The organism is Streptomyces sp. NBC_01314 (genome assembly GCF_041435215.1).
In the GTDB taxonomy this organism is placed as follows: domain Bacteria; phylum Actinomycetota; class Actinomycetes; order Streptomycetales; family Streptomycetaceae; genus Streptomyces.
Genome location: NZ_CP108394.1, coordinates 2,404,774 through 2,429,916 on the forward strand (window position 1 = coordinate 2,404,774; position 25,143 = coordinate 2,429,916).

Here is a 25,143-nt window from a genome sequence, read left to right on the forward strand (position 1 = left end):
CCGCCCCCGAAAGGACAGGCCGGCCCTTCAGGGGCAGGCGGACCTTCGAAGGAGGCGGTCCTTCAAGTCCGTACAAGCCCCGAGTCGTCCCCGCCTTTTCGAACTACGGCCTCCGCCCGAGCAGACACAACAACCTGGTCTGCGCGTCCGCACCCACCGGCGGAGCCACCCGCGCCCCGAACAGCCCGCTCTTCTCCAGCTCCCCCGCATACGGCGTGACCTCGTCCACGGCGAACGACACCAGCTCCCCAGGCAGCCGCTCGTCGAAGCCGATCGCCCGCGCCATATCCCACGCGTGCACGACGAGATCGGCGACCATCTGCGCACAGTACGCGGTCGCCGGAGTCTCCCCGGACGACAGATGGACCGTACGTTCGAGCGCACCGGGCGCCGCGAAAGCATCCCGCGCGGAATGCGCGGCCGTGTCCCAGGACGCCGCGGGGTCCGGCCCCAGCAGGTCCCCCTCGAACGTGTCGCCGACCTCCTCGATCATGCAGCCGTTCCGCACCAGCGACGGCACCCACAGCTGCTCGGACACGAGGTGGTTGACGAGGTCACGGACGGACCATTCGGCGCAGGGCGTGTCAGCCCCCCACTGATCGTCACGGACGGCATGCACCCGGGCACCGAAGAGGCTCTGAGCCTCCGCGTGCCGGTCGAGCAGCGCACGCCTACGCGCGTCCGGCGTCATGTCGTCGCCGTTCCCCGATCCCGCGCGCCGTCGCGGGTGCGGCCCGAGAGGACCGGCCGGCGCGGGTGGCGGCGCAGGTACTCGCCCTCCAGTTGCGCCATCCGTACGTTGTGGGTACGCAGCGCATCGGTCGAACCGTGCAGCAGCGTGTCGTGACGCGTGCGGTGGATCGACTCCAGCTCCTTCATCAACTGCTGGTCGTCCAGCTGGTCCGGGTGCACTCCGGTCATGGTGGTACCCCGATCTTCGTCGCGGCTCTCCCTCCACTGTACGAAGATCCGGGGCCCCGGGCTTCCGCGTACGCCGTACGGAGCCGGACCCGTCCCGCCCGGTGGGGTCGGTGGGGCCGGTGTCAGCGGGCGCGCTCCACCCGCCGCTCGTCCCACACCGGCTCCGGAGTCTCCCGTACACGGCCGTCGGAGCCGAAGACGAGAAAGCGGTCGAACGAGCGAGCGAACCAGCGATCGTGGGTGACGGCGAGGACGGTGCCCTCGAAGGCCTCCAGGCCCTCCTGCAGGGCCTCCGCCGACTCCAGGTCGAGGTTGTCGGTGGGCTCGTCGAGCAGCAGGGCCGTGACGCCCTGGAGCTCCAGGAGCAGAATCTGGAAGCGGGCCTGCTGGCCGCCGGAGAGGCGGTCGAAGGACTGCTCGGCCTGGTGGGTCAGCTCGTAGCGGCGCAGCCGGGACATGGCCGCGCCGCGGTCCTGGGCGTGCTCCTTCCACAGGATGTCGAGCAGCGTCCGCCCCACCAGCTCCGGGTGGGCGTGTGTCTGCGCGAAATGCCCCGGCACGACCCGGGCGCCGAGCTTCCACTCCCCCGTGTGGGCCACGTCGCCGCCGGCGAGCAGCCGCAGGAAGTGGGACTTGCCCGAACCGTTGGAGCCGAGGACGGCGACCCGTTCGCCGTAGAAGACCTCCAGATCGAAGGGTTTCATCAGCCCGGTCAGCTCAAGTCCCTTGCAGGTGACGGCCCTTACCCCGGTACGCCCGCCCTTGAGCCGCATCGTGATGTCCTGCTCGCGGGGCGGCTCCGGGGGCGGCCCGGCCTCCTCGAACTTGCGCAGCCGGGTCTGGGCGGCACGGTAGCGGGAGGCCATGTCGGGGCTGTTCTCAGCGATCTGCCGGAGCGTCATCACCAGCTTCTTCAGCTGGGCGTGCTTCTCGTCCCAGCGCCTGCGCAGCTCCTCGAAGCGCTCGAAGCGCTTCGCCCGCGCATCGTGGTAGGTGGCGAACCCGCCGCCGTGCACCCAGGCGTCCGCGCCGGCCGGCCCCGGCTCCACGCTCACGATCTTCTCGGCGGAGCGGGACAGCAGTTCCCGGTCGTGCGACACGAAGAACACGGTCTTGCGGGTCTCCGCCAGCCGTTCCTCCAGCCACCGCTTGCCGGGTACGTCGAGGTAGTTGTCGGGCTCGTCGAGGAGGAGCACCTGATCGGTGCCGCGCAGCAGCGCCTCCAGCACGAGCCGCTTCTGCTCACCGCCGGAGAGCGTCCCCACCTGCCGCCACTGCGCCTTGTCGTACGGCACGCCGAGCGCGGCCGTCGTGCAGATGTCCCACAGCGTCTCGGCCTCGTAGCCGCGCACCTCTGCCCAGTCGGAGAGGGCCTGCGCGTACTTCAGCTGGGCCGCCTCGTCGTCCACGGTCATGATCCCGTGCTCGGCGGTGTCGACCGCCTTCGCGGCCTCCCTGATCCTCGGCTGCGCCACCGACACCAGGAGGTCCCGCACGGTCGACTCGTCCCGCACGGACCCCACGAACTGTCGCATCACCCCGAGCCCTCCGCTGACGGTCACCGATCCGCCGTGCGGCTTCAGCTCCCCGGAGATCAGCCGCAGCAACGTCGTCTTCCCGGCCCCGTTGGGCCCGACCAGCGCGACGACCGACCCTTCCCCCACCCGAAAGGACACGTCCCCGAGCAGCGCCCTCCCGTCCGGCAGGTAGTACTCCAGATGAGCGGCTTCGAGATGTCCCATGGGGCGCATTGTGCGAGGCAGGGGAACAACCGAGCAAATCCATTTCCCGACCTGCCCGACCTGCCCGCCCCCGGCAGGATCAGGTTCCTGCCGCAACCCCACCCCGCCCGACACGCTCGCGCCCTCATGGGGTACCCGTGGACACATGACCCCAGACGTCGACCTCACCGTCCGCCCCCCGGGCCACCACATCCTCCGCGACCGTTTCCTGGCCGCGGACAGCCGCCTGTTCAACGCGGTGGCGACCCGCGACTGGCCGGGCGCGCACCCCCTCCTGCCCAAGCTGAGCCGCGCCGCGAACCACGGGGTGCTGTGGTTCGCCACGGCGGCGGCGATCGCGGCGACCCGCAGTCCGAGGGCCCGCAGGGCAGCCGTCCGGGGCGTCGCCTCGCTCGCACTCGCCTCGGCGACGATCAACACGCTCGGCAAGCGGACCGTCCGCCGCCCCCGCCCGGTCCTGGACAACGTCCCGCTGACCCGGCAGCTGAAGCGGCAGCCGATCACCACGTCCTTCCCGTCGGGCCACTCCGCCTCCGCCGCCGCCTTCGCGGCCGGTGTCGCCCTGGAGTCGCGCGGCTGGGGCGCGGCCGTGGCACCGATGGCGGCCGCCGTGGCGCTGTCCCGCGTGTACACGGGCGTGCACTTCCCCAGCGACGTCCTGGTGGGCGCCGCCCTGGGTGTGGGCGCCGCCTACGCCGTACGGGGCATCGTGCCGACCCGCGACCTGCTCCCGCCGCCCGGCCGCCCGTACGTGGACGCGCCCGCGCTGCCGGACGGGGACGGGCTGGTCGTGGTCGCGAACCGGGCCTCGGGGACGTCGGACCGGGTGCGTGCCCTGCGGGACGTACTGCCCGGCGCCGAGACCGTGGAGTGCGAACCGGAGGATGTGAGGGCCGAGCTGGAGAAGGCCGCCGCCCATGCGCGTGTGCTCGGCGTGTGCGGCGGCGACGGCACGGTGAACGCCGCCGCCGAGGTGGCCCTGCGCCACGGACTCCCCCTCGCCGTTCTCCCCGGCGGCACGCTCAACCACTTCGCGTACGACCTCGGTGTGGAGGATGTGCGCGGCCTGGGCCGCGCCGTGCGCCGGGGCGAGGCCGTCCGGGTGGACCTGGGGCACTTCACCACCGGTGATACGGAGGGCCACTTCCTCAACACGTTCAGCCTGGGCGTCTATCCCGAGCTGGTCCGCGAGCGCGAGCGCTGGGAGAAGGTGACGGGCGGCTGGCCGGCGGGCGTGATCGCGGCGCTGCGCGTCCTGCGCTCCGACCGCCGTCCGCTGCTGGCCACCTTCGAGGGCCGGCCGCGCCCGATCTGGCTGCTCTTCGCGGGCAACGGCACCTATCACCAGCTGGGCCTGGCCCCGGCCCGGCGTTTCGACCTGGCCGACGGGCTGCTCGACGTCCGCGTGGTGCACGGCGGCCGCCGCCCGGCCCTGCGGCTGCTGGCCGCGGCCGTCGCCGGCCCGCTGACCCGCACCCCGGCCCACGCGGCGGTCCGCGTACGGCGGCTGCGGGTGGACGGCATCGCGCCGGGCACCCTCCTCGCGTACGACGGCGAAGTCACCGAGGTGCGGGGCGATCTGACGCTCCGCAAGCTCCCGGAGGCGCTGACGGTCTACCGGCCGGTACCGCTGCACTGACCCACCACGCCAGTCCACAATTCAAGACGGCGGTCTCATTATTTGGGGCGCTCGCGTACGGTTCGGGAACGAACTCGTGGACCTCACGGACCTCGTGGAAGGGGAACGGCCATGTCGAAGGCACGGGAGACCGCCGTCTACACGCACGGACACCATGAGTCGGTGCTGCGCTCGCACACCTGGCGGACGGCCGCCAACTCGGCGGCCTACCTCCTCGGTTCGCTGAAGCCCCACATGAAGATCCTGGACATCGGCTGCGGTCCGGGCACCATCACCGCGGACCTGGCCGCCCTCGTGCCGGACGGGCAGGTCACCGGCGTCGACCACGCCCCCGGCATCCTGGACCAGGCCCGCGCCACAGCGGCCGAACGCGGTCTGGGCAACGTGGACTTCGCCGTCGCGGACGTCCACTCCCTGGACTACCCGGACGACACCTTCTGCGTGGTCCACGCCCACCAGGTGCTCCAGCACGTCGGCGACCCGGTGCGGGCGCTGCGCGAGATGTGCCGGGTGACCAGGCCGGGCGGTCTGATCGCCGTCCGTGACTCCGACTACGCGGCGATGACCTGGTACCCCGGGTCCCCGGGCATGGACCACTGGCTGGACCTGTACCGCCGGGTGGCCCGCGCCAACGGCGGTGAGCCCGACGCGGGACGCCGGCTGAAGTCCTGGGCCCTGCGCGCCGGACTCACCGACATCACGGCCACCTCCGCCACCTGGACCTACGCCACGGCGGACGAGCGGGCCTGGTGGAGCGGACTGTGGGCGGACCGGACGGTGGCCTCCGCGTACGCCGAGCGGGCCACGGAGAGCGGTCACGCGACGGCCGAGCAGCTCCACGCGATCGGGGCGGCCTGGCGGGAGTGGGGGCGGCAGGAGGACGGCTGGTTCGCCGTGCTGCACGGAGAGATTCTCTGCCGTAAGGCGGCCTGAAAGGGCACATTCCGGAAACCCGGACCATCAGGAGGTTCGCAACGAGTGGTGGATTCACCCACGTTCGCAGGTGAATCCACTTCCGCGTTCACTCCCGCGGTAGCAACGGTCCGAGCGGCCCGAGGTCCAGATTGAGGTCCTCGGGCCGCAGTCCGTAGCGCTCGCGCAGCTCGGTCATCCGGTCGTCGAGCAGCATCAGCGTGAGCCCGATGCGCTCCTCCTGGTCCTCCGAGAGCTCCCCGGTGTCGAAGCGGCGCAGCGCCTGCCGCTCCATGAGCTGGCGCAGCAGTTCGACGACGGTCAGGACCAGCTTGACGAGGTCCCTCTCCACCGTGTCGGGCTCCAGTTCGACGCGGTTGCGGCCGGTCACTCGATGCCTCCCCAGGGGGACGGAACCTGTTCGTTCACGGAGCTGATCAGCGCGTTCAGGTCGATGCGGACGAGATCGACGTCCGCGATGCGCAGGGTGAGGTCACCCGTGATGACGACCCCGCCGGCGAGGAGCCGGTCGAGGAGATCCACCAGGGCCACTTCACGGCGTTCGATCACGGTCACGGGCCGTCCTCCACGCTCTCCACACCGTCTCGACCCTCTCGACCCTCTCGGCTCTCTCCGCCCTCTCCACCCTCTCCGCTGAAGGAATAGACCGCCCACGGCCCGGTGAGTTCCACCCGCAATCCCGGTTCCTCGCCCTTCGTGCGGTCCACCAGTTCCACGAACTCCTCGGAATGGGTACGCGGCACCAGATAGGCCGCGTTCAGCACATTGCGTCCCGCCACGCCGGACAGCGCGGAATTCTGCGGGGCGTGCAGCCGGGTGTCCTCGGCGAACTCCGAGAGGGTGCCGTGCAGAGCGCGCGCGAACCGGTCGGCGTTCTCCCACATCTCCTCGTGGGCCCGGTGGCTCCGCCGTCGCTGCCGCAGATAGTCGCGCCCGGAGGAGACCTTGGCGGGCTCTTGGGCCGCCTCCCCCTCCTCGGACTCCGCGTACACCTTGACGCCCCACTCCACCCGGCCCGCCAGCCGGTCCAGGGTCCGCCGAAAGCCCTCCTCGCGGGCCTCCAGCATGACCCGTACGCCGCTGTCGTCGCGGAACACGGTGCCGAGCCGGAGCGGCAGGGGCGTGGTGACGACGGTGAGGGCGTCGATCACGCTCTGGTGGGCACGGGCTGTCTCGGTCAGCCAGTCCAGGTCCTCCAGATGGGCGCGCAGCGGCTGCTCCGCGAAGTCGCGCTCCGGCACCTCGCTGACCACGGCGATCAGGTCGTGGTGACGCAGTTGCCGGGGCGGCGCGCCCGCGACCCCGGTGAGCTGGGACTGGAGCGCCGCGTCGAAGGGGCGGCAGACGGCGTACACGTAACGCAGTCCGGTCATGAGGGCTCCTCTCTGGCGCGGCCGCGCTCGATGGCCGGCTCCGGCTCCCGCCGGTACCCGTCCTCGTCCAGCTCCGCGAGCCGGGCACGCAACTCGGCGTTCTCACGGGAGAGTTCGTCGCGGCGGGCGTTGGAGGACAGCGCCGGGTCGGTCTCCCACCAGTCGATCCCCATCTCCTTGGCCTTGTCGACGGAGGCGACGATCAGGCGCAGCTTGATCGTGAGCAGTTCGATGTCGAGCAGGTTGATGCGGATGTCACCCGCGATCACCAGACCTTTGTCGAGTACACGCTCCAGGATGTCGGCCAGATTGGCACTCCCACCGCTCTGGCCGTACGGCTCGGGGACCCGGCTCGGGAAGGTCATCGACGGCTCCTGCCCGCCGCGGCCGGTTCCTCGTCCTCATCCTCGTACGGTTCCTCCTCGGTGTCCTCCCCGGCGTCGCCCTCGGCCTCGGGAACGTCCTCGTACTCGTCCTCGGGGACCTCTTCCGAGTCCTCCGCGTCCTCCGCCACGTCCTCGTCGGCGTACTCGTCGGTCTCATCGGCCTCGTCGGAGTCGCGGGGCTCCTCGTCCGGCTCCGGCTCCTCGTCGTACTCGGCCTCGGCGTCGTCGTCCTCCGGCGCCCCGGCCTCCTGCTCCTCCTGCTCCTCCTCCGCGAGGGCGTCCTCGTGGCTGACGGCGACATCGCCGTCGCGGATCTCACCGCGCCAGCCGTCCTCGGCCTCGCCCCTGAGGGTGATGAAGCGGGCGAAGTTCTTGAGGTCGAGCCGGGCCCGGCGGCCCTGGGCCCGCCAGATGTTGCCGGTCTTCTCGAAGAGACCCTTCGGGTAGTACTCCAGGACCAGCAGGACCCGGGTGAGGTTGTCCCCCAGGGAGTGGAAGGTGACGGCGCCCTTCGTGGTGCCCTTGGCACCCTCCGACGTCCAGGTGATCCGCTCGTCGGGCACCTGTTCGGTGGTGTGGGCCTTCCAGCTCCGGCTGGACCAGAAGATCTTCAGCTGCCAGTCGGAGTGGGTGTCGTCGGCCCGGTTCGCGCTCTTCACGCCCTTGGCGAAGGTGCTGAAGCTCTGGAACTGGGTCCACTGGTCGTACGCCGTGCGCACCGGCACCCCGACGTCGATGGACTCGATGATCACCGTGGGCTTGTTGCCCGAGCCGCCCTTGCGTTTACCCTTGCCGCCGCCGAGGTTCTTGAGCGCGCCGAGCACGTTGTCCTTGGCGCGGCCGGCGCCCACCTCCAGGGCGGTGCGCAGCGGCCCCTTGCCCTCGGCGAGCTTGCGCCCGCCGTCGAGGGCGAGCTTGGCGAAGCCGGGGCTGTTGCCGTCGGCGATGTCGTTGAGCTTGCCGGTCGTCTCACCGAGCTTGCGGCCGGCGCCGACCAGGAGCCGCTGCGCCTGGACGGCCAGATACTCCCGGGCCTCGGCCTTGAGGTGGTCGACGGCCTCGCCGTGGACCACCTCGGTGAGCGGGTTGCTCCTCGTCGCGTTCTCCGCCCGATCCGTCGCGCGTCCGTTCGCCGCGCCGAGGGTCTCAGTCATCGTCGCCGCCTCCCCTCGTGGCCCGCGACCCGGTGGCCTTGCGCGCGTCCTTCTTGGCGGGAGCCTTGCCGGGGGCGGTCTTCTTGGCGGTCGCCCTCTTCGCCGCGGTCTTCCGTGCCGGGGCGGCGGCCTTCTTGGCGGGAGCCTTCTTCGCTGCCGGCCTCCCCTCCGACCTGGGTGCCGTCTTCTTCGCCGGGCGCCTGCGCGCGGGCTTCTCCTCAGGTTCCTCGTCGTGCTCGTCGTGCTCGTCGTGCTCGTCACGCGTGTCGGCGTACTCGTCGTCGTCCGCCTCGTCCGCGTACGCGTCGTCGCGGTCCTTCCCGCCGCGCCCCGGCAGGTCGGGGGCCACGTCCGCGAGCTGGTCGCGCACCTGCGAGGTGCGTCCGTGCAGCCGGTCGGCGAGCCCTTCTATCTGCCGCTCGACCAGCGCCCCGGTGGCCGCTTTGCCGACACCGCGCAGGTCCCCGCGGAGTTGGTCCCCGATCTCCTTGAACTGCGGGTTGTTCCGCAGTTGCTGGGAGACCAGGTCCGCGAGCACCCGCGGACTCAGCTGCATCCGCTTGCCGGCCACCATGGTGCCGACCGCGAACGCGAGTTTCATCTTCTTCGTACGTCCGAGGACGTATCCGGCCCCTACGGCGAGGCCCAGTCCGATTCGATTCATTGTGTCTTCCCGTTCCCGGTTCCTGTGCTCCTCTGCGAGCTGATCTCCAGCCGGTCCAGGAGTTCGTCCTCCAATCGGTCGAACTCCTCCTCATCGATCTCGCCCGCTTCGAGCCGCTGCTCGAGGCGGGCGAGATCGGCACGGACGGCCGCCGGGTCGTAGTACTGGCGCTCGGCCTCGGTGACCACTTGTCTCACCGCCCAGAGGCTGCCGCGCACCGGTGCGAACGGCAGCAGCAGCACCTCGGTGATCAGTCCCATGTACTCGCCTCCTCAGCCGTGGAACGCCGTGCGCGCCACCCGTCGGCGTCCCGGCGTGGACATGCGCGGAACGCACGGAACGCACGGAACGCGCTGTCAATGCGTCGTCTCGGCGGGCTGTGCCGGCCCCGGTTCGACGAAGCTGTACGGCGGCAGCGGCCCGTTCACGCGCACCTCGATGTGCGGATGGCTCTTGCGGACCTCCTCCACGGCGTCGATGAACACCGCGGCCGACTGCCGGTCCACGAGGAACGACAGATTGGCCAGCCAACCGGTGGAGTCGGGGCCCGCGCTGACGGCCGCGGCGACCGGCTCCAGCGCCCGCTGCAGCGCCGCCGCGTCGTCGGCCTCGCGGGCCTGCACCGCGGCGACGACCATCTCGCCGAGCCGCAGCCGGTCCTCGTACGTGCCGCCACCCGCCTGCCGGTTGGCCTCGGTCATGGCGCGCAGCTCGGGGTTCTCGCCCATCACCCGGTGGAGCACGGCCTCTTCGTCGTGGCTGGCCTTCACGTTGTACTCGACCTTGCCGTCGAGGGCGCCGAGCCGTTCCAGGTAGTGCTTCGCGCGTTCGGCGAGCACGCCGGTGACGGACGCGTCGTCCGGTGCGACACTGCCGAACCGCATGGGCAGCACGGAACCGTTCGCACCCGCCTCGCTCAGGACGTTCTGGTGGGCGAGCAGGTCCTTGCGCTTGGGGCGCAGCCCCTCGGGGGCCTCACTGACGATCGCCGCCAGCTCACCCTCCGTGAGGACGCGCACCGGGCGCGCGGGGTCGCCCACCCCGCCCACGCCCTCGGGGAGGGCGGGGTGCGAGCTCGCCGTGATGCCATAGACGTACGTGCTCACTCCTGTTCCTCCCTCTTGCGCGAGCTCGTGGTCTTGCGGGCCCGTGGCCGCGCCTCGGACTGGCTCTCCTCGCGGGACTGCTTGAACGCGTCGGAGATCGTCTCGGCGGCGCCGGACAGCGCCCCCTTGGACTTGCCGCGCGCTCCGGACTCGGTGATCTCACCGACGAGGTCCGGCAGGCCCGGGCTCTTGCGCGGCCCGGCCTCCAGGTCGAGCCGGTTGCACGCCTCGGCGAAGCGCAGATAGGTGTCGACACTGGCGACGACGACCCGGACGTCGATCTTCAGGATCTCGATGCCGACCAGGGAGACTCGTATGAACGCGTCGATGACGAGCCCCCTGTCGAGAATGAGCTCCAGGACGTCGTACAGGCCGCTGCTGCCGCCTCCGCCGCCGGACTGCTGTGCCGGGACTACGGTCATACCGGCCGATCCTCCTTATATCTGGATCTTGTCTGTGGATCTGCTCTGTGGATCCGCTGCTGTGTGGATCCGCTGCTCTGTGGATGCTGGAGCGGGACGACGGCCTAACGGCGATGCGGGTCGGCCCTGCCGCGTTCGTAGCGGCGGACGCGGCGGTAGCCGGTGAGCTCGCCCTCGGGGTCGAGCTCCACGCGATAACTCGCGAGCAGGCTCATCGTGTCGGGGACCCTGGCGATCTCCAGGACCTCGACCTCCAAAACCCAGCCGTCCTCGGTCTGTTCGAACGACGACACGGACTCGGGCGCCATACCGGTCAGCTCCGCGAGCTGGGTCCGCGCATGCCGCAGCACCTGCATGGGGCTGGGCCGGTCGCCCGCCAATTCCTTCGTTTCTTCCGGTTTGTCCGCTTCCTGGGACTTCCGTGAACTCTGTGTTTTTGACGTGTTGGATGTGTTCGACATGGCCACCTCGAACACCGAGTGGCCACACCTCCGTTGGTCAAACCTTTCGGTCTCAGCCGCTCTCAGTGGCTCTCGGCGGCTCTCAGCGGCGCAGCGCCGCGAGCCGCCGCCGTGCCGGTCCCAGTGCCCGGCCCCTGCTCATCGCACCCGCCCAGGGGTCGGTGCGCGCCTGTTCGACGGCGTCCGCCAGGGTCCAGCGGCGGGCGTCGACGGCCGGGTCGTCGAGTTGTTCCCAGGTGAGGGGCGTCGCCACGGGCGCGCCGGGGCGGGCGCGCACGGTGTAGGGGGCGACGGCGGTCTGGGCGTAGGCATTGCGCTGCACATCGAGGTAGAGCCGCTCGCCGCGGTCCTTCTTGCGGGCCTCGGTGGTGAACCGCCCAGGGTGTGCACGCACCAGTTCGTCGGCGACCTGCTTCGCGAAGTCGCGCACCGCGTCGAAGTCGTCGTGGCCGTTCACCGGAACGACGACGTGGACGCCCTTGGAGCCGGTGGTCATCGGCACGGACGGCAGTTCCAGCTTGTCGAGCAGCTCCCGAACGTCGTGTGCCGCTTCCCGGACCTGTTCGAACTCGTCCGCAGCCGGGTCGAGGTCGAAGACCAGCCGGTCGGGCCGGTCGACGCTGCCGGTCCGGGAGAGCCAGCGGTGCAGGGTGAGACAGGCCTGGTCGGCGAGGTAGACGAGGGTGGCCGCGTTCTCGCACACCGGGTGGACGACCGTGCCGCCCTCCTTGGACACCTCTACGCGTTCGATCCAGTCCGGGTAGTGCTCGGGGGTGTTCTTCTGCATGAACATGGGCCCTTCGAGCCCGTCCGGATGCCTTTCCAGCATCAGCGGGCGCCCGCGCAGATGAGGCAGCATGAAGGGAGCGACGGCACGGTAGTAGGCGACGAGATCGCCCTTGGTGTACTCCTTGCCACCGCCACCGCCACCGCCATCGCCACTCCCACCGCCACCGTCCGCGGGGAACAGCACCTTGTCCGGGCGGTGGATCTCGACGGTACGGCGGCCGACCCGCATCGTGCGCGTGTCCCCCATCACCGATTCCCTTCTGCGTACGGACCGCGGCATGCCGGCTGTCGTACCCGGGCCGCTCAGGGCGTGATCGCGTGTTCCACCAGGAGCCGTCCGGCCACCGCGATCGCCTCCGCGTCGATGCCCGCCTCGCGCAGCTGCTCCTCGGGGGAGGCCGAGCCCGGCATCGTACGGACGGCGAGGCGCACCAGACGGGGCACCGGCCGGCCGTCGAGGAAGGCGTCGAGGATCGCGTCGCCGAGGCCGCCCTCCTCGTGGTGGTCCTCGACGGTGAGGATGCAACCGGTGCGTTCGGCGGCCTCGCGCAGGGTGCGGCGGTCGACGGGCTTGACCGAGTAGAGATCGATCACCCGGACCTGGATGCCCTCGCCGTCCAGCACGTCGGCGGCCTTGATCGCCTCGTGGACGGTGACCCCTGCCGCGACGATCGTCAGCCGGTCGGTGTCCGAGGCGCGCAGCACCTTGCTGCCGCCGACCGGGAACTCCTCGGTGGGGCTGTAGAGGACGGGCATGTCGCCCCTGGAGGTGCGCAGATAGCGGACGCCTTCGAGGCCGGCCATCGTGCCGACCAGCTTCGCGGTCTGGTTGGCGTCGCACGGGTACAGCACGGTCGAGCCGTGCACCGAGCGCATCATCGCCAGGTCCTCCAGGCCCATCTGCGAGGGCCCGTCCTGGCCGATGGCGGCACCCGCGTGGGAGCCGACGAGATTGATGCCGGACCCGCTGATCGACGCCATGCGGACGAAGTCGTGGGCGCGGGTGAGGAACGCCGCGAACGTGGAGACGTACGGCACCCAGCCGCGCGCCGCGAGCCCCACCGAGGCGGCCACCAGCTGCTGTTCGGCGATGTAGCACTCGAAGAACCGCTCGGGGTGTTCCTTGGCGAAGAACTCGGCGCGAGTGGAGTCGCCGACCTCGCCGTCCAGGGCGACGACATCGCCGCGCGCGGTGCCGAGCGCGGCGAGCGCCTGCCCGTAGGCGTTCCGGGTCGCGACCTCGTCGCCGACCTCGAAGCGCGGCAGCTCCAGGTGCCCGGTGCGGACGGCGTGCAGCATCCGGGCGGCCGGCGGCTGCCGGACCTCGACGCGGAGGTCGCGTACGCCGCCGAGTTCCGCGATCGCCTCGTCGGCGTCCTTGAGCGGTTTGCCGTGCAGGCCTTCGCGGTCCTGGACGGCCTCGACGCCCTTGCCCTTGAGGGTGCGGGCGAGGATCACGGTGGGCTGCCCCTTGGTGGACTCGGCCTCGCCGTACGCGCGGTCCACCGCGTCCACGTCGTGCCCGTCGACCTCGATCGTGTGCCAGCCGAAGGCCGTGAAGCGGCGGGCATAGGCGTCCAGGTCGTGTCCGTGCCGGGTGGGTCCGCGCTGCCCGAGCCGGTTGACGTCCACGATCGCCGTCAGGTTGTCCAGATGCTCGAACGAGGCGTGCTCGGCGGCCTCCCACACGGAGCCCTCGGCGAGTTCGCTGTCGCCGCACAGCACCCACACCCGGTAGTCGGTGTGGTCCAGCCGCTTCCCGGCGAGCGCGATGCCGACGCCGACGGGCAGCCCCTGGCCGAGCGAGCCGGTGGCCGTCTCCACCCATGGCAGCCGCCGTGGCGTGGGGTGCCCTTCGAGCCGGCTGCCCAGCTTCCGGAAGGTCATCAGCTCGGTCTCGCTGATCGCGCCCGCCGCCTTGTACGCGGAATACAGCAAGGGCGAGGCGTGCCCCTTGGACAGCACGAAGCGGTCGTTGCCGGGGTGCTGGGGGCGTTCGAAGTCGTACCGCAGATGCTTGGCGAGCAGTACCGCCATCAGCTCGGCGGCCGACATGGACGACGTCGGATGCCCGGAGCCCGCGGTCCCGGACGCGCGCACGCTGTCGACCCTCAACTGCTGGGCCAGCTCGCTGAGTTGACGGCTGTTCATGACTCTCCTTCCGAACCCCTGGCGGGCTTCGACGGGTCTTCGCGGGCCGGGCTCTCCGACCGCGGCGACTGCGGCCGCCCCTCAGCCGCACCCGACACGGCCGGCGTCCCGGGCTTGGCAGGGCTGTGCTTGGCAGGGCTGTGCTCATCGGGGGCGGGCTTGGCGGGACCTGGCTTGGCGGGGCTGTGCTCATCGGGGGCGGGCGCGGAGTCGTCGGGCGCTCCACGCACCGGTGAGGAGGGCGGTTGCCCGGGGGCTCCTGGCACCGCCGTGGGTCCCGGCCTGTCGGGGGCTTGCTGCTTGTGCGCGGCTCCCGGCCCGCCCGACACCCCGACCCGGTCGGGCCCGGTGCGTTCGTCCGCAGCGTCCCGTTTCTCGGACGTCGCCGGCGGCCTCCGGCCCTTCTCCGGCGCACCCGGCATCCTGGCCAGCTCCGGCGACGCCGTGTCGAGCGGCACCGACCAGGACCGTACGAGCCCCAGCTGGACGCCCTGGCGGGGCAGTACGGCGTCGAGGAGCCAGTCGGCGGCGACGCGGACACGGTTGCCGGGCATGGCGGCGAGGTGGTAGCCGCGTGTGACGGCGCCGGCTGCGAGGCCGGACAGCGGTATGCCGAGGGGGTTGGCGGCGGCCTTGACGCCCCCGAGGTCCACGACGAAGCCCAGGTCGCTGTGGCGGTAGGGCTTGGGCTCGCCGCGACCGAGGGACGCGGCGACGTTGTGCCCGGCCACCTTGCCCTGCCGCCAGGCGTGCTGCGCGGTCATCGGCGTGTATGCGCCGGGCTTGGTCAGATCGGGCACGGCGGCCGCGTCCCCGCAGGCGAACACCTCGGGCCGGCCGGGCACCTGCAGCGTGGGCTCGACGAGCAGCCGACCGCGTTCCATCGGCAGCCCGAGCGACTCGGCGAGCGGATCGGGCCGTACGCCCACGCACCACACCAGCGTGCGCGTGTCGACGAACTCCCCGTCGCTCAGCAGCACTCCGCCCGGTGTCGCCTCCTGCACGGAGGTCCCCATCCGCACGTCGACACCCCGCTGCCGCAGCACCTTGTCGGCGGTCCGCGACAGCTTCTCGTCCATCTCGGGCAGCACCCGCTTCGCGATGTCGAGCAGTATCCAGCGCGGCCGCATGCCCTCCCGCAACGGCTGTTTCCGTACCAGCGCGTCGGTGAACATCTGGCCCTGCGCGGCGACCTCGGTCCCGGTGTACCCGGCGCCGACCACCACGAAGGTGCACCGCGCGCCGCAGCTCTTGGGGTCCTCGCTGCCGGCCGCCAGCTCCACCTGCCGTGTCACATGGTCCCGGAGATACAGCGCCTCGGGCAGCCCCCGGAAGCCGTGGGCGTGTTCGGCGACGCCCGGGATCGGCAGCAGCTTGTTGACGCTGCCGGCCGCGAGCACCAGCCGGTCGTAGGTCAGCGTGCCGACACCGCCCTCGGGGTCCGAGTAGCGCACCGTACGCGCGTCGAGGTCGATGTCGTCGGCCTCCCCGAGCACCAGGCGTACGTGGCGCAGGGTGCCGGTCAGGGAGACGGTCACCCGGCGTGGCTCCAGGATGCCGGCGGCGACCTGGGGCAGCAGGGGCAGATACAGAAAGTAGTCGGTCGGGTTGAGCAGAGTGATGTCGGCCCTGTTCCGGGTCAGCCGTGCAAGGGTGCGGGCCGTCCGGTAGCCGGCGAAGCCGGCTCCGACGATCACGATGCGGGGTCGACTCACGGGTTCGCCTCCGGCGGGGTCGCGCATACGGAGTCCTCAGCGTCCTCGGGCGTATGGGATCTGAGCGTTCTCGGGCCGTATGGGTCCTGAGCGTTCTCAGGCGTATGGGTCCTGTGACGTACGAGCCTTCCGCGTCCCCCTGGTCAGGGCGCCCAAACCGGCCGGCCCCCGGACGTCCGCGGGTTTCCCCTGTGACCTCCGGGTACCCGGACCGCGACCCGGCCCCGAACCGTTCGCATGCGCACATCTCGCGGAGGTACCCCCATGCCCGAGTACGGATACTTCCTGGCGACCGAGGAGTTCGGTCCCACGGAGTTGATCGAGCAGGCGAGGATGGCCGAACAGGCCGGATTCGACTGTCTGTGGATCTCGGACCACTTCCACCCGTGGAACGACGCCCAGGGCCAGAGCCCGTTCGTGTGGTCGGTGATCGGCGCGCTCTCCGAGGCCGTGTCCCTGCCCGTCGAGACGGCGGTGACCTGCCCGACCGTGCGGATCCACCCGGCGGTCGTCGCACAGGCGGCGGCGACCAGCTCGGTGATGACCGGCGGCCGCTTCCGCCTCGGCATCGGCTCCGGCGAGGCGCTCAACGAGCACGTCCTCGGTACTCGCTGGCCGCCGGCGGACGTCCGCCTGGAGATGCTGGAGGAGTCGGTCCAGGTGATGCGGCGCCTGTTCACCGGCGAGGAGGTCACCCATCGCGGCCCTCACTTCACGGTGGAGAACGCCCGCTTGTACACGGTCCCCGACGAGCCCGTCCCCATCGACATCTCCGGCTTCGGCCCCAAGGCCACCGCACTCGCCGCCCGCGTCGGCGACGGCTTCATCACCATGGGCCCCGACGAGGATCTGGTCACCCAGTACCGCAAGGGCGGCGGGGGCGCGAACCTCGTCAGCGGCGGTACGAAGGTGTGCTGGGGCGCCGACCGCGACGCGGCCGTCCGTCTGGTGCGCCGCCTCTGGTCGAGCCAGCTCCTCCCCGGCGAGATGGCCCAGATCCTGCCCACACCCAGCCACTTCGAGCAGTTGGAGCCACTGGTCACCGAGCAGATGGTCGGCGAGAACACGGTCTGCGGCGACGACGTCGACGAACACGTCGCCGAACTGACCGCCTTCGCCGACGCCGGCTTCGACCGCGTCCACGTCAGCCAGATCGGCCCCGACCAGCGCGGCTTCTTCGACTTCTACCGCACGAAGGTGCTACCCCAGCTCCGGCAGGGCTCCCGCTGACCGCGCCACCACCCGAGATTCTCGGCCCAGACGGTGTTTTCTCTCCCCATCGTCTGGGCCGAGCCCCATCGTCATCGCCTGGCCCGAGCCCCATCGTCCGAACCGAGCGCACATGGAGTCATGGTGTGGGGCCGGGACGTTCATGCCGTCCCGGCCCCACTCCATGCGCCTTTCTCTCACCGGCCCCGGTGGCGTTGTTCCTCGGATTCGGCACTGGCCGGCGCCGATGTACCCACGGGCCCGTTCCCGGTCCCGACGCCGGGCGCGACGGGCGGCGCCGGCGGATAACCGGCCGGCCCCGTCCCACCCGGGGGCGTCCCCGGCGCCGTACCGCCGACGACCGTTCCCTCGCGCTCGGCGTTCGGCCGGGACGCCGAAGGCCGCGCGGCGCCCCTCAGCACATACGCCGCCGCACCGAGCACGACGGCCGTGATCAGCGCGGCGGCCCAGTCGGGCAGGCCCAGCGACAGCACCAGCCCGAGGGCCAGCGCCAGGGCGGCACCCGCGTACAGGGCGAGCGTCCCGGACGCGGCATACAGCGCGGCCCTGCGCCGCTGCTTACGGGTCTGCTGCCGCAGCTCCTCGCGGATGGTCTCGCGGGCCACCTGCGTCAACTCGTCGACCAGATGCCTGTCCAGATGTTCCAGATGATCCAAGCGGTCCATCGCACCCGGGTACCCGGGCCCGTAGCCGCGTAACGCGACTCACGACCGGGACCGCGACGGGGACAGGGACGGGGACGGGGACAACCCCGCTCGGCCCCAACTAGGCTCGTACACATGGAGATTCTCGGTACCACGCTCCGCATCTGCGTCGACGACCTGGAAGCGGCGGTCCCGTTCTACGAGAGACTCTCGGGCGGACCGGCGATGCGCTTCGAACGCGGTGGCGTCCAGGTCGCCGCCGTCGGCTGTTTCCTGCTGATGAGCGGCCCGGAGTCAGAGCTTGAGGTCCTGCGGAAGGTCACGGCCACCATCGCGGTCGAGGACGTCGACGAGGCCAACCAGGTCCTCACCGCTTCCGGCGCCCACGTCCTGGCCGGCCCGATCCCCACCCCCGTCGGCCGCAACCTCATCGCGGTCCATCCCGACGGCTCGGTCTACGAGTACGCGGACCGCAGAGCGGCGGGGTAGCCCCAGGGACGCGGGAACGGTCGAGGAGCCCGACGGCGGCCGATCACCCTGTAGAGGCCGGGTCGGCGAAGGCGTTCACGACGATGTCCGTGAGCAGCGCGCCCGCCGTGCCGTCGGGATCCAGATCCGGGTCGTAGATGGTGATGTTGAGGCCGACACAGTGCGGTGAGCGGACCAACGGGCTGAGCAGCGCGGTCAGTTCGTCGGGGAGGAGCCCGTCGGGGTCGGGGCTGTCGACGGCGGGCATGACGGACGGGTCGAGGACGTCGGCGTCCAAGTGCACCCAGAAACCGTTCAGTTCGGGCGTCTCGAAGCTCTGGGCGGTGACCTGGGCGAGATCGTCCGCGCCCCAGGTGCGCAGGTCTCCGACCGTCACGACCGGGATCTTCAGCGCGGCCAGCTCGCTGCGGTCGTCCTCGAACTCGTCCCGGATCCCGAAGAGCCGTACGTCCTCGTCGCGCAGATAGGGCCCCAGCCCTTCCAGATCGGTCAGGTCCGCCTGCCCGCGGCCGGTGGCGAGCGCCAGCTCCTCGCCGCCGGCCGCCCCGACCCGGTCGGAGTTGCCCGGATGCCGGAAGTCGGCGGACGCGTCGATCGCGACCAGCCCGTACCGCCCGATCCGCCGCAGTGCCAGCGACGCGCCGAGCTGGATCGAACAGTCCCCGCCGAGGACGACGGGCAGCTCACCGGCCCTGACATGCCGCTCGATCCGGTCGGCGAGCCTGCGCGTGTACGAGGCGATCGCGGCGGCGTTGAAGACGCCGTCGCCCTCCTGCCAGTCCCCGCGGTCGTAGCGCGGCGGCACCACCACCCCGCCCTCCAGCGCACCGAGCCGCCGCACGATGCCCTGCTCCCGCAGGGCGCCGGCGAGCTTGTGACAACCGGGCACGGTCCCCGGGGCGGGCGGCCGCAGGCCGAGGTTCGAGGGGGCGTCCACGACGACGATGTTCCGCATGAAGCTCATCCTGCGCGACAGCCAGGCGGCCGGGGCGGGAACGACCCATTCCGCCGGGCTCACGCCCGAGACACCGCCATGCCCGCCCGCCTAGGACGCCGGAGACACCGGAGACACCGGGGGCACCGGGGACCCGCCTGACCTCCGGTCGTCCTCCCGGCGCCTCATCTCCGCGGTGAGCGCCCACCGCTGGTGGTCCCGCCACGCCCCGTCGATGAACAGGAAGTCCGGCGAGAACCCCTCCAGCCGGAACCCGCACCGCCGGGCGAGCGCGATGGAGGCGGCGTTCCCGGGCTGCACATTGATCTCCAGCCGGTGCAGCCCCATGAAAGCAAACGCGTATTCGACGACCAGCCCGAGCCCCTCGGCCATCAGCCCTCGTCCGGCGGCATGCGCGAAGGCCCCGTAGCCGAGAGCACCGCTCTGGAAGCCGCCCTCCACGATGTTGTTGATGTTGACGAACCCGGCGATCGACCCGCCGTCGTGCTCGCACACCAGGAACCCGGCCTTCGTCGGATCCTCGATGAGCCGCCCCGCGTACGCGGCGTACGCGGCGGGCGTGGCCGGCGGGAACAGCCACGGTTGGTGCAGATCCCTGCTCTCCCGCACCCGCGCGGTGAACTCGGATCCGTCGTCGGGCGTGAAGTGCCGTATCCCGACGCGGGGTCCTGCGATGAGGTGACGAACGTTCTCGGACACCCCGCCACGGTACGTCGGCGCGGTACGACGCCACACGATAGGTCGGCGCGGTACGTCGGCGCAGGCGTCACTTGCGCCGTCTCATGAAGTACGCCCCGCACACCGCACCGACCAGGCCCGTTGCCAGCAACGCCATCCACAGGGGCATGGAGACGTCGGAGACCAGCAGCTGGATCTCGGTGTTCTGGGTGTTCTGGAAGATGAAGACGAGAGCGAGCACCGCGAGCAATCCCACGATGACCCTGCCGGGCGTCAGCAGGTCACCCCACCGCTTCCGCCTGTGCGTCCCGACCCCTTCCGATGTCTTCGGGCTCATACCTCCAGAATGACCCGAGCGGACGTGACGCGCCCGGTGGGACGCGTCCCACCGTCCCGGCGGGGGCTGTCAGGTCAGCGCCGGCTCGTCCAGCGTCAGCGTCCCCGCCTCCGTGTCCAGCTCCGCCATCACCCCGAACGGGATGGTCAGCGCCCCTTCCCCGTGCCCGAATCCGAACTCCTCCACCACCGGCACCCCGACCCCGCCGATCCGGTCCACGAGCAGCGCGCGCACCTTCTCGTACGGATCGCATTCCGCCCAGGAGCCGAGGACGATGCCGGCGACGCCGTCGAGCCAGCCCGCGCGGAGGAGCTGGGTGAGGTAGCGGTCCAGGCGGTAGGTCTCCTCGCCGACGTCCTCCAGGCAGAGGAGGGCGCCCCGGGCGGAGGGACGGGCGTGGGGGTTGCCGAGCTCGGCGGCGAGCAGGCAGAGGCAGCCGCCGAGCAGGACGCCCCGGGCGCGGCCGGGTATCAGGGCGGTGCTTCCTTCGGCGGCCCGGATCGTGCGTACCGTCTCGGGGGAGAACAGGGTGGCGCGCAGGTGGTCCTGGGCCCGGATGTTCTTGATGAAGTCGACGCCCGCCGCCATGGGGCCGTGCAGGGTGACCAGTCCCGCGCGGGTGGCGAACGCCTCGTGGAGGGCGGTGATGTCGCTGAACCCGACGAGCGTCTTGGGGCCCGCCGCCCGCAGCGCGTCCCAGTCGAGCAGGTCGACCATGCGCTGGACGCCGTAGCCGCCGCGGGCGCACAGCACGGCGGACACGGACGGGTCGCACCAGGCGGCCTGGAAGTCGGCGGCACGGTCGGCGTCCGTGCCCGCGAGGTAGGGGAACTCCGGGTGCCGGTCGAGGGTGTGCGGTGCGACGACGGGGTCGAGGTCCCAGCCGCGCAGAATGTCCAGCCCGGCACTGAGCCGCTCCTCGGCCACCGGCCCGCTGGGCGCGACGACGGCCACACGGGCACCGGGCGCGAGACGAGGGGGTCTGGTCAGTGGTGTCACTTGGTGAGCTCCAGAGTAGGGATTCCCGGAGGATTCAACCCGAAGACCTGCGCGTACAGCGACAGCTCCGCCTCCAGGACGCGCACCGTCGTCTCCGCCCGCCGGAAGCCGTGGCCCTCCCCCTCGAAGGCGATGTACGCGTGCGGCACCCGCCGCTCCTCCATCCTGGCCAGGAAACGGTCGCACTGCGCGGGCGGGCAGATCACGTCGTCCAGGCCCTGAAGCAGCAGGAAGGGTGCGGTGATCCGGTCGGCGTGCTCGGTGGGCGACCGCTCCGCATACCGCATCGGCTCCTCGGCCGACGACCCCACCAGGCTCTCCAGGTACTGGGACTCGAAGTCGTGCGTTTCCCCCGACCCCCAGTTCGTGAGGTCGAGGATGGGATACAGGATGGTTCCGCAGGCGTAGACGTCGGTCGTGGTGAGGGACACGGCGGCGGTCCAGCCACCCGCGCTGCCGCCCCTGACGGCGAGCCTGGTCCGGTCGGCAGTGCCCTCGTCGGCGAGGGCCAGCGCCACCGCCGCACAGTCCTCGACGTCCACGACACCCCACTGCTCGCGCAGCCGGTTGCGGTACTCCCTCCCGTACCCGGTCGACCCCCCGTAGTTGACCTCGGCGATCCCGATGCCGCGTGAGGTGAAGTAGGCAATCGCCAGGTCGAGGACCAGGGGCGCCCGGCTGGTGGGCCCGCCGTGCGCCCAGACGACGTACGGCGGCAGCTCGGTGCTGAAGGCGACGCAGCCGGGGTGGTGCGGCGGGTAGATGTGCGCGTGGATCTCGCGTCCGGCGGGGCCGAGAAAGGAGCGGATCTGGGGTTCGGGATAGTACGCGGGGTCGACCGGGTCGTCGTGCGCGGCCCCGATCACCCGGGCGTCGCCGGTGGCCGCGTCCAGCTCGACCACCTCGTACGCGCTGCGCGGGCTGGCCCCGACGGCGATGACCCGGCTGCCGTGCACGGCGAGCGACGGGGCGAACTCGGTCCACGGTCCGTCCGCGTCGACGACCTGGCCGGTCTCGATGTCGAGGATGCCGAGCGCGGTGGCGCCCCGCCCGTGCACCACGGCGGCGAGCCCGTCGCCCAGCAGCGCGAACCAGCGCCAGCCGACCTTCCACAGCGGCCCGCCGAACTCCTCCTCCCGGGCGCAGAGAGCCGTGCGGTCACCGCCGTCGCGGTCGAGACGGTAGAGGTTCCAGTAGCCGGTGGTGTCGCTGGAGTAGACAAGGGTCCCGTCGGCGGCCCACTCGACCTGGGCGACCGACTCCTCCGGGCCGCCCGCGACGGTCCGGTTCTCGCCCAGCAGGCCGTCCTCGGTCACCTCGGCGACGAGCAGCGACGTGCCGTCCCACGGCATGAGCGGATGGTCCCAGGCCAGCCACGCCGCGTGACGGCCGTCGGGCGAGAGCCGGGGGCCGGTGACGAACCGCCGACCGCCGTCGGTGAGTTCGCGTACGGCGTCCCGGTCCTCGGCAGCCGAGCCGTCCAGCGGCACCGCGGCGACGACCCGGCGTACGTCGCTGGGCCCGTCGCCGGTGAACTCCTCCAGGACGCACCACACCTCGTCCCGCTCCGGATGTGGTCGCGGGTCCACCCAGCGCAGGCCGCCGCCCACCGAGGACACCGGGGTGAGCGGAACGGGCTCGCCACCCGGTTCGTACCGGTAGAGGCGCTGGTCGGCGTAGTTCACGAAGACCACGAGGGGCCCGGTGTCCCGCATGACACCGGCCCAGGGCTGCCCGCCGTACTCCATGACCCGGCTGCGCACGTTCCACGGGGCCGGCAGCACCGACTCCTCCGTGCCGTCGGCCGTGCGTCGCACCAGGGTGCGCCGGCCGCCCTCGGTGGGCCGTGGCTCGGTCCACCACGCCTCGTCGCCGACGAAGCCCACGAACTCGGGATGCCCGTCGTGCGCGGCAGCGAGCGCCGCGTCGATCGGCGAGGGCCACGAACCGTACGCCAGGGTCTGCACCTTGTCCCCCATTTCCCTCGGTCCCCCGTCTGCCATCGCTCAGGCCGTCCGCAGGAAGCGGTCGAGTACGCGGACGCCGAAGTGGAGCGCCTCGACCGGGACGCGCTCGTCGACGCCGTGGAACAGCGCCGCGTAGTCGAAGCCCTCGGGGAGCTTCAGCGGCGAGAAGCCGTAGCCGGTGATGCCGAGGCGCGAGAACTGCTTGGCATCGGTGCCGCCCGCCATGCAGTACGGCACCACGTGCCCCTCGGGCGCGAACTCCTCCACGGCGGCCCGCATCCGCGCGTACGTCACCGAGTCCACCGGTGCCTGGAGGGCCACCTCCCGGTGCTCGAACTCCCACTCCACATCGGGCCCGGTGAGCCGGTCGAGGGTCTCCCGGAACTCGTCCTCGCCACCCGGCAGATACCGCCCGTCCACGCGCGCGGCGGCCTCCCCCGGGATCACGTTGATCTTGTAGCCGGCTTCCAGCATGGTCGGATTGGCACTGTTGCGCACGGTCGCCTCGACCAGGGCGGCGGCCGGACCGAGCTTGTCGAGCAGCCGGTCGACGCCGTCACGGTCGTCGAGGTCGGCCTCGACGCCGTACAGCGCGGCGAGTTCGGTGAGGGCCGCGCGGACGGTCGGGGTGAGCCTGAGCGGCCACTCGTGCGCGCCGATCCGGGCGATCGCCGCCGCCAGCCGCGTCACCGCGTTCGCCCGGTTCACCTTTGAGCCGTGGCCGGCCCGGCCGCGCGCGGTGAGCTTCAGCCAGCCGGTACCGCGCTCCCCGGCCGCGATCGGGTAGATCTGCCGGCCCGCGCCGTCGTGGAAGGTGAACGCCCCCGACTCGCTGATGCCCTCGGTGCAGCCCTCGAAGAGACCGGGGTGCGCGTCGGCGAGAAACCCGGAGCCGTCCACGGCGCTCGCCTCCTCGTCGGCGGTGAACGCGATCACGATGTCCCTGCGGGGCCGTACGCCCGTGCGCGCCCAGTGCCGGGCGACCGCGAGGATCATCGCGTCCATGTTCTTCATGTCGACCGCGCCCCGGCCCCACACCACGCCGTCGCGGATCTCCCCGGAGAACGGGTGCACGCTCCAGTCCGCCGCCTGCGCGGGCACCACGTCCAGATGACCGTGGACGAGCAGCGCGTCCGCCGACGGGTCGGTGCCCTCGATCCGCGCGACGACGTTCGTACGGCCCTCGGTGCGCTCAAGGAGCGTGGGCTCCAGACCGACCTCGCCCAGCAGCGCGGCGGCGTACTCGGCGGCGGGCCGCTCCCGGCAGTCCCCGCCGCCGCGGTTGGTGGTGTCGATGCGGATGAGGTCGGAGGTGAACCGGACGACCTCGTCCAGTGCCCGCTGTTCCATGCCCCCTGCCGACGCCGCCCCCTCCACGCGCTGCACGGTTTTCCCGCGCTCCGCAGTCCCCTCGCGCTCCGCAGTCCTCACGGGCTTCGCGGACTCAGCCATATGTCTCCTCCACCGCGGCCGAGACGATCGTGGTGACCGCCTTGAAGGTGCGGATTCCCTCGTACATGGTCGGGCTGGTGTACGCGACCTTGCGTTCGCCGGTACGGGCCACACCCGGCACCACGGTCGCGGCCATCGCCAGGTGTTCGGCGTCGAACTCCAGCGCCACGGTGAACGGTCCGCCCCTGACCGGCTCATGACGCACGGCGAGTGACGCGGCCTCCTTCGCCGCCGCACGGATGTCGGCGGCCGTTCTCGCCGGCGTGCGGCACACCGCCGCGTACCGCGACACATGATCCTTGACCGCCACTTTGAGCGCCTCGGGCGCATACCCCAGGGCGTCCTCGCAAGCCACGTCGTCGCCAGTCACCAGCACCACCGGTACCCCGTACTCGGCCACGACATGCGAGTTGAGCAGCCCCTCGCTGGCCCGCTCGTCGTTCACCCACACCCCGGTGATCGAGTTGGCGAGGTAGGTGTGGGCGAGAACGCCCTCCATCCCCGCGCCCGCGTGGTACCCGACGAACGCGATGCCGTCCACGTCACCGTGCTGCACGCCCTCCACCATGGACAGCGCCTTGTGCCGCCCGGTCAGCATCTGGGCGCGCTCGTCCAGCTCCTCCAGCAGCAGATTGCGCATCGTCCAGTGCGCCTCGTTGATCAGCACCTCGTCGGCCCCGCCGTGGAAGAAACCGAGCACGGCGGCGTTCACGTCCGAGGTGAACATCGAACGACACCGCTCCCATTGCGGTGTCCCCGGCAGCACGTCGGCCGGCCATGTGACGCCGGTGGCGCCCTCCATGTCGGCGCTGATGAGGATCTTCATGGCTCGAAACCGTACGCGTTCCCGCCGATCCGTGTCGGACCTGTGGATAACTCTCACCGCCGCGGCCCACCGACGCCGACCGGGACGGCTCACGGACCCGCCCGAGCTGC

At 71.5% G+C, this 25,143-nt stretch carries 28 protein-coding genes; 4 read left to right on the plus strand and 24 right to left on the minus strand.

Translation table 11 applies throughout. From position 1 onward, the window contains the following. Positions 1-103 precede the first annotated feature (103 nt). From OG622_RS10630 to OG622_RS10640, 3 genes are all read right to left on the minus strand, one after another. Positions 104-691, minus strand: coding sequence for a TIGR03086 family metal-binding protein (locus OG622_RS10630; protein WP_371575163.1), 588 nt, complete (start codon positions 689-691; stop codon positions 104-106). Continuing rightward, entirely contained in the window at positions 688-921 is a 234-nt protein-coding gene (locus OG622_RS10635; protein WP_371575165.1) for a DUF6158 family protein, read from the minus strand. Before OG622_RS10635 ends, OG622_RS10630 begins: the two co-directional genes overlap by 4 nt. A 122-nt stretch (positions 922-1,043) precedes the next feature. Beyond that, entirely contained in the window at positions 1,044-2,663 is a 1,620-nt protein-coding gene (locus OG622_RS10640; protein WP_371575168.1) for an ABC-F family ATP-binding cassette domain-containing protein, read from the minus strand. Between the two features lie 145 nt (positions 2,664-2,808). Between OG622_RS10640 and OG622_RS10645 the strand changes: the two genes are divergently transcribed. Continuing rightward, a complete protein-coding gene (locus tag OG622_RS10645; protein ID WP_371575170.1) occupies positions 2,809-4,302 on the plus strand; it encodes a bifunctional phosphatase PAP2/diacylglycerol kinase family protein in 1,494 nt (497 codons plus the stop codon). Positions 4,303-4,413: 111 nt separating this feature from the next. Continuing rightward, a complete protein-coding gene (locus tag OG622_RS10650) occupies positions 4,414-5,235 on the plus strand; it encodes a methyltransferase domain-containing protein (protein WP_371575172.1) in 822 nt (273 codons plus the stop codon). Between the two features lie 88 nt (positions 5,236-5,323). Here the strand turns inward: OG622_RS10650 and OG622_RS10655 are convergent, their stop codons facing one another. The 13 genes from OG622_RS10655 to OG622_RS10715 all read right to left on the minus strand — a co-directional run bounded on the left by OG622_RS10655 (position 5,324) and on the right by OG622_RS10715 (position 15,456). Beyond that, entirely contained in the window at positions 5,324-5,605 is a 282-nt protein-coding gene (locus OG622_RS10655; RefSeq protein ID WP_005482371.1) for a gas vesicle protein K, read from the minus strand. Further along, positions 5,602-5,790, minus strand: coding sequence for a gas vesicle protein (locus OG622_RS10660; RefSeq protein ID WP_005482370.1), 189 nt, complete (start codon positions 5,788-5,790; stop codon positions 5,602-5,604). Before OG622_RS10660 ends, OG622_RS10655 begins: the two co-directional genes overlap by 4 nt. Then, on the minus strand, positions 5,787-6,608 hold the full coding sequence (locus OG622_RS10665; RefSeq protein ID WP_371575175.1) for a GvpL/GvpF family gas vesicle protein: 822 nt from the start codon (positions 6,606-6,608) through the stop codon (positions 5,787-5,789). The genes OG622_RS10660 and OG622_RS10665 overlap by 4 nt, the downstream gene beginning before the upstream one ends. Further along, positions 6,605-6,973 carry a gas vesicle protein gene (locus OG622_RS10670; protein WP_371575176.1) on the minus strand — a complete coding sequence of 123 codons (369 nt, stop codon included), beginning with the start codon at positions 6,971-6,973 and terminating at the stop codon, positions 6,605-6,607. The genes OG622_RS10665 and OG622_RS10670 overlap by 4 nt, the downstream gene beginning before the upstream one ends. After that, entirely contained in the window at positions 6,970-8,148 is a 1,179-nt protein-coding gene (locus OG622_RS10675; RefSeq protein ID WP_371575178.1) for an SRPBCC family protein, read from the minus strand. Before OG622_RS10675 ends, OG622_RS10670 begins: the two co-directional genes overlap by 4 nt. Then, positions 8,141-8,812, minus strand: coding sequence for a DNA primase (locus OG622_RS10680; RefSeq protein WP_371575180.1), 672 nt, complete (start codon positions 8,810-8,812; stop codon positions 8,141-8,143). Before OG622_RS10680 ends, OG622_RS10675 begins: the two co-directional genes overlap by 8 nt. Next, positions 8,809-9,072 carry a gas vesicle protein GvpG gene (locus OG622_RS10685; RefSeq protein WP_371575182.1) on the minus strand — a complete coding sequence of 88 codons (264 nt, stop codon included), beginning with the start codon at positions 9,070-9,072 and terminating at the stop codon, positions 8,809-8,811. Before OG622_RS10685 ends, OG622_RS10680 begins: the two co-directional genes overlap by 4 nt. Positions 9,073-9,168: 96 nt before the next feature. After that, positions 9,169-9,918: a GvpL/GvpF family gas vesicle protein gene (locus OG622_RS10690; protein ID WP_371575184.1), complete on the minus strand. Its 750-nt coding sequence runs from the start codon at positions 9,916-9,918 to the stop codon at positions 9,169-9,171. Further along, complete coding sequence (locus tag OG622_RS10695) at positions 9,915-10,340, minus strand: gas vesicle structural protein GvpA (protein WP_371575186.1); 426 nt, start codon at positions 10,338-10,340, stop codon at positions 9,915-9,917. The genes OG622_RS10690 and OG622_RS10695 overlap by 4 nt, the downstream gene beginning before the upstream one ends. 104 nt (positions 10,341-10,444) lie before the next feature. After that, positions 10,445-10,801, minus strand: a complete 357-nt coding sequence (locus tag OG622_RS10700; protein ID WP_371575188.1) for a gas vesicle protein — start codon at positions 10,799-10,801, stop codon at positions 10,445-10,447. Between the two features lie 82 nt (positions 10,802-10,883). After that, positions 10,884-11,837 carry a non-homologous end-joining DNA ligase gene (gene ligD, locus OG622_RS10705; protein WP_371575190.1) on the minus strand — a complete coding sequence of 318 codons (954 nt, stop codon included), beginning with the start codon at positions 11,835-11,837 and terminating at the stop codon, positions 10,884-10,886. 56 nt (positions 11,838-11,893) lie between these two features. Further along, complete coding sequence (locus tag OG622_RS10710) at positions 11,894-13,741, minus strand: transketolase (protein WP_371575192.1); 1,848 nt, start codon at positions 13,739-13,741, stop codon at positions 11,894-11,896. Further along, on the minus strand, positions 13,738-15,456 hold the full coding sequence (locus OG622_RS10715; protein ID WP_371575194.1) for an FAD-dependent oxidoreductase: 1,719 nt from the start codon (positions 15,454-15,456) through the stop codon (positions 13,738-13,740). Before OG622_RS10715 ends, OG622_RS10710 begins: the two co-directional genes overlap by 4 nt. 264 nt (positions 15,457-15,720) lie before the next feature. On the opposite strand from OG622_RS10715, the gene OG622_RS10720 reads away from it, so the two are divergent. Then, on the plus strand, positions 15,721-16,686 hold the full coding sequence (locus tag OG622_RS10720) for an LLM class F420-dependent oxidoreductase (protein WP_371575196.1): 966 nt from the start codon (positions 15,721-15,723) through the stop codon (positions 16,684-16,686). A 176-nt stretch (positions 16,687-16,862) separates the two neighbouring features. On the opposite strand, the gene OG622_RS10725 is transcribed toward OG622_RS10720, so the two are convergent. Next, the gene (locus OG622_RS10725) at positions 16,863-17,351 is read right to left on the minus strand and encodes a phage holin family protein (RefSeq protein ID WP_371575198.1); all 489 of its coding nucleotides are present in this window, start codon (positions 17,349-17,351) and stop codon (positions 16,863-16,865) included. A 114-nt stretch (positions 17,352-17,465) separates the two neighbouring features. Between OG622_RS10725 and OG622_RS10730 the strand changes: the two genes are divergently transcribed. Beyond that, entirely contained in the window at positions 17,466-17,819 is a 354-nt protein-coding gene (locus tag OG622_RS10730) for a VOC family protein (protein WP_371575200.1), read from the plus strand. Between the two features lie 43 nt (positions 17,820-17,862). On the opposite strand, the gene OG622_RS10735 is transcribed toward OG622_RS10730, so the two are convergent. The 7 genes from OG622_RS10735 to OG622_RS10765 form a co-directional block, all read right to left on the minus strand. Beyond that, positions 17,863-18,774, minus strand: coding sequence for an arginase family protein (locus tag OG622_RS10735; protein WP_371575202.1), 912 nt, complete (start codon positions 18,772-18,774; stop codon positions 17,863-17,865). Positions 18,775-18,864: 90 nt separating this feature from the next. Continuing rightward, positions 18,865-19,473 (minus strand): GNAT family N-acetyltransferase, encoded by a 609-nt coding sequence (locus tag OG622_RS10740; protein WP_371575204.1) that lies wholly within the window; start codon positions 19,471-19,473, stop codon positions 18,865-18,867. Between the two features lie 67 nt (positions 19,474-19,540). Continuing rightward, positions 19,541-19,789: a hypothetical protein gene (locus OG622_RS10745; protein ID WP_371575206.1), complete on the minus strand. Its 249-nt coding sequence runs from the start codon at positions 19,787-19,789 to the stop codon at positions 19,541-19,543. Positions 19,790-19,858: 69 nt separating this feature from the next. After that, positions 19,859-20,788: an LD-carboxypeptidase gene (locus tag OG622_RS10750; RefSeq protein ID WP_371575208.1), complete on the minus strand. Its 930-nt coding sequence runs from the start codon at positions 20,786-20,788 to the stop codon at positions 19,859-19,861. Then, positions 20,785-22,767: a prolyl oligopeptidase family serine peptidase gene (locus OG622_RS10755; protein WP_371575210.1), complete on the minus strand. Its 1,983-nt coding sequence runs from the start codon at positions 22,765-22,767 to the stop codon at positions 20,785-20,787. The genes OG622_RS10750 and OG622_RS10755 overlap by 4 nt, the downstream gene beginning before the upstream one ends. A 27-nt stretch (positions 22,768-22,794) precedes the next feature. Then, entirely contained in the window at positions 22,795-24,105 is a 1,311-nt protein-coding gene (locus tag OG622_RS10760; RefSeq protein ID WP_371584059.1) for a M20/M25/M40 family metallo-hydrolase, read from the minus strand. Positions 24,106-24,199: 94 nt separating this feature from the next. Further along, on the minus strand, positions 24,200-25,033 hold the full coding sequence (locus OG622_RS10765) for a M55 family metallopeptidase (RefSeq protein WP_371575211.1): 834 nt from the start codon (positions 25,031-25,033) through the stop codon (positions 24,200-24,202). Between the last annotated feature and the right edge of the window lie 110 nt (positions 25,034-25,143).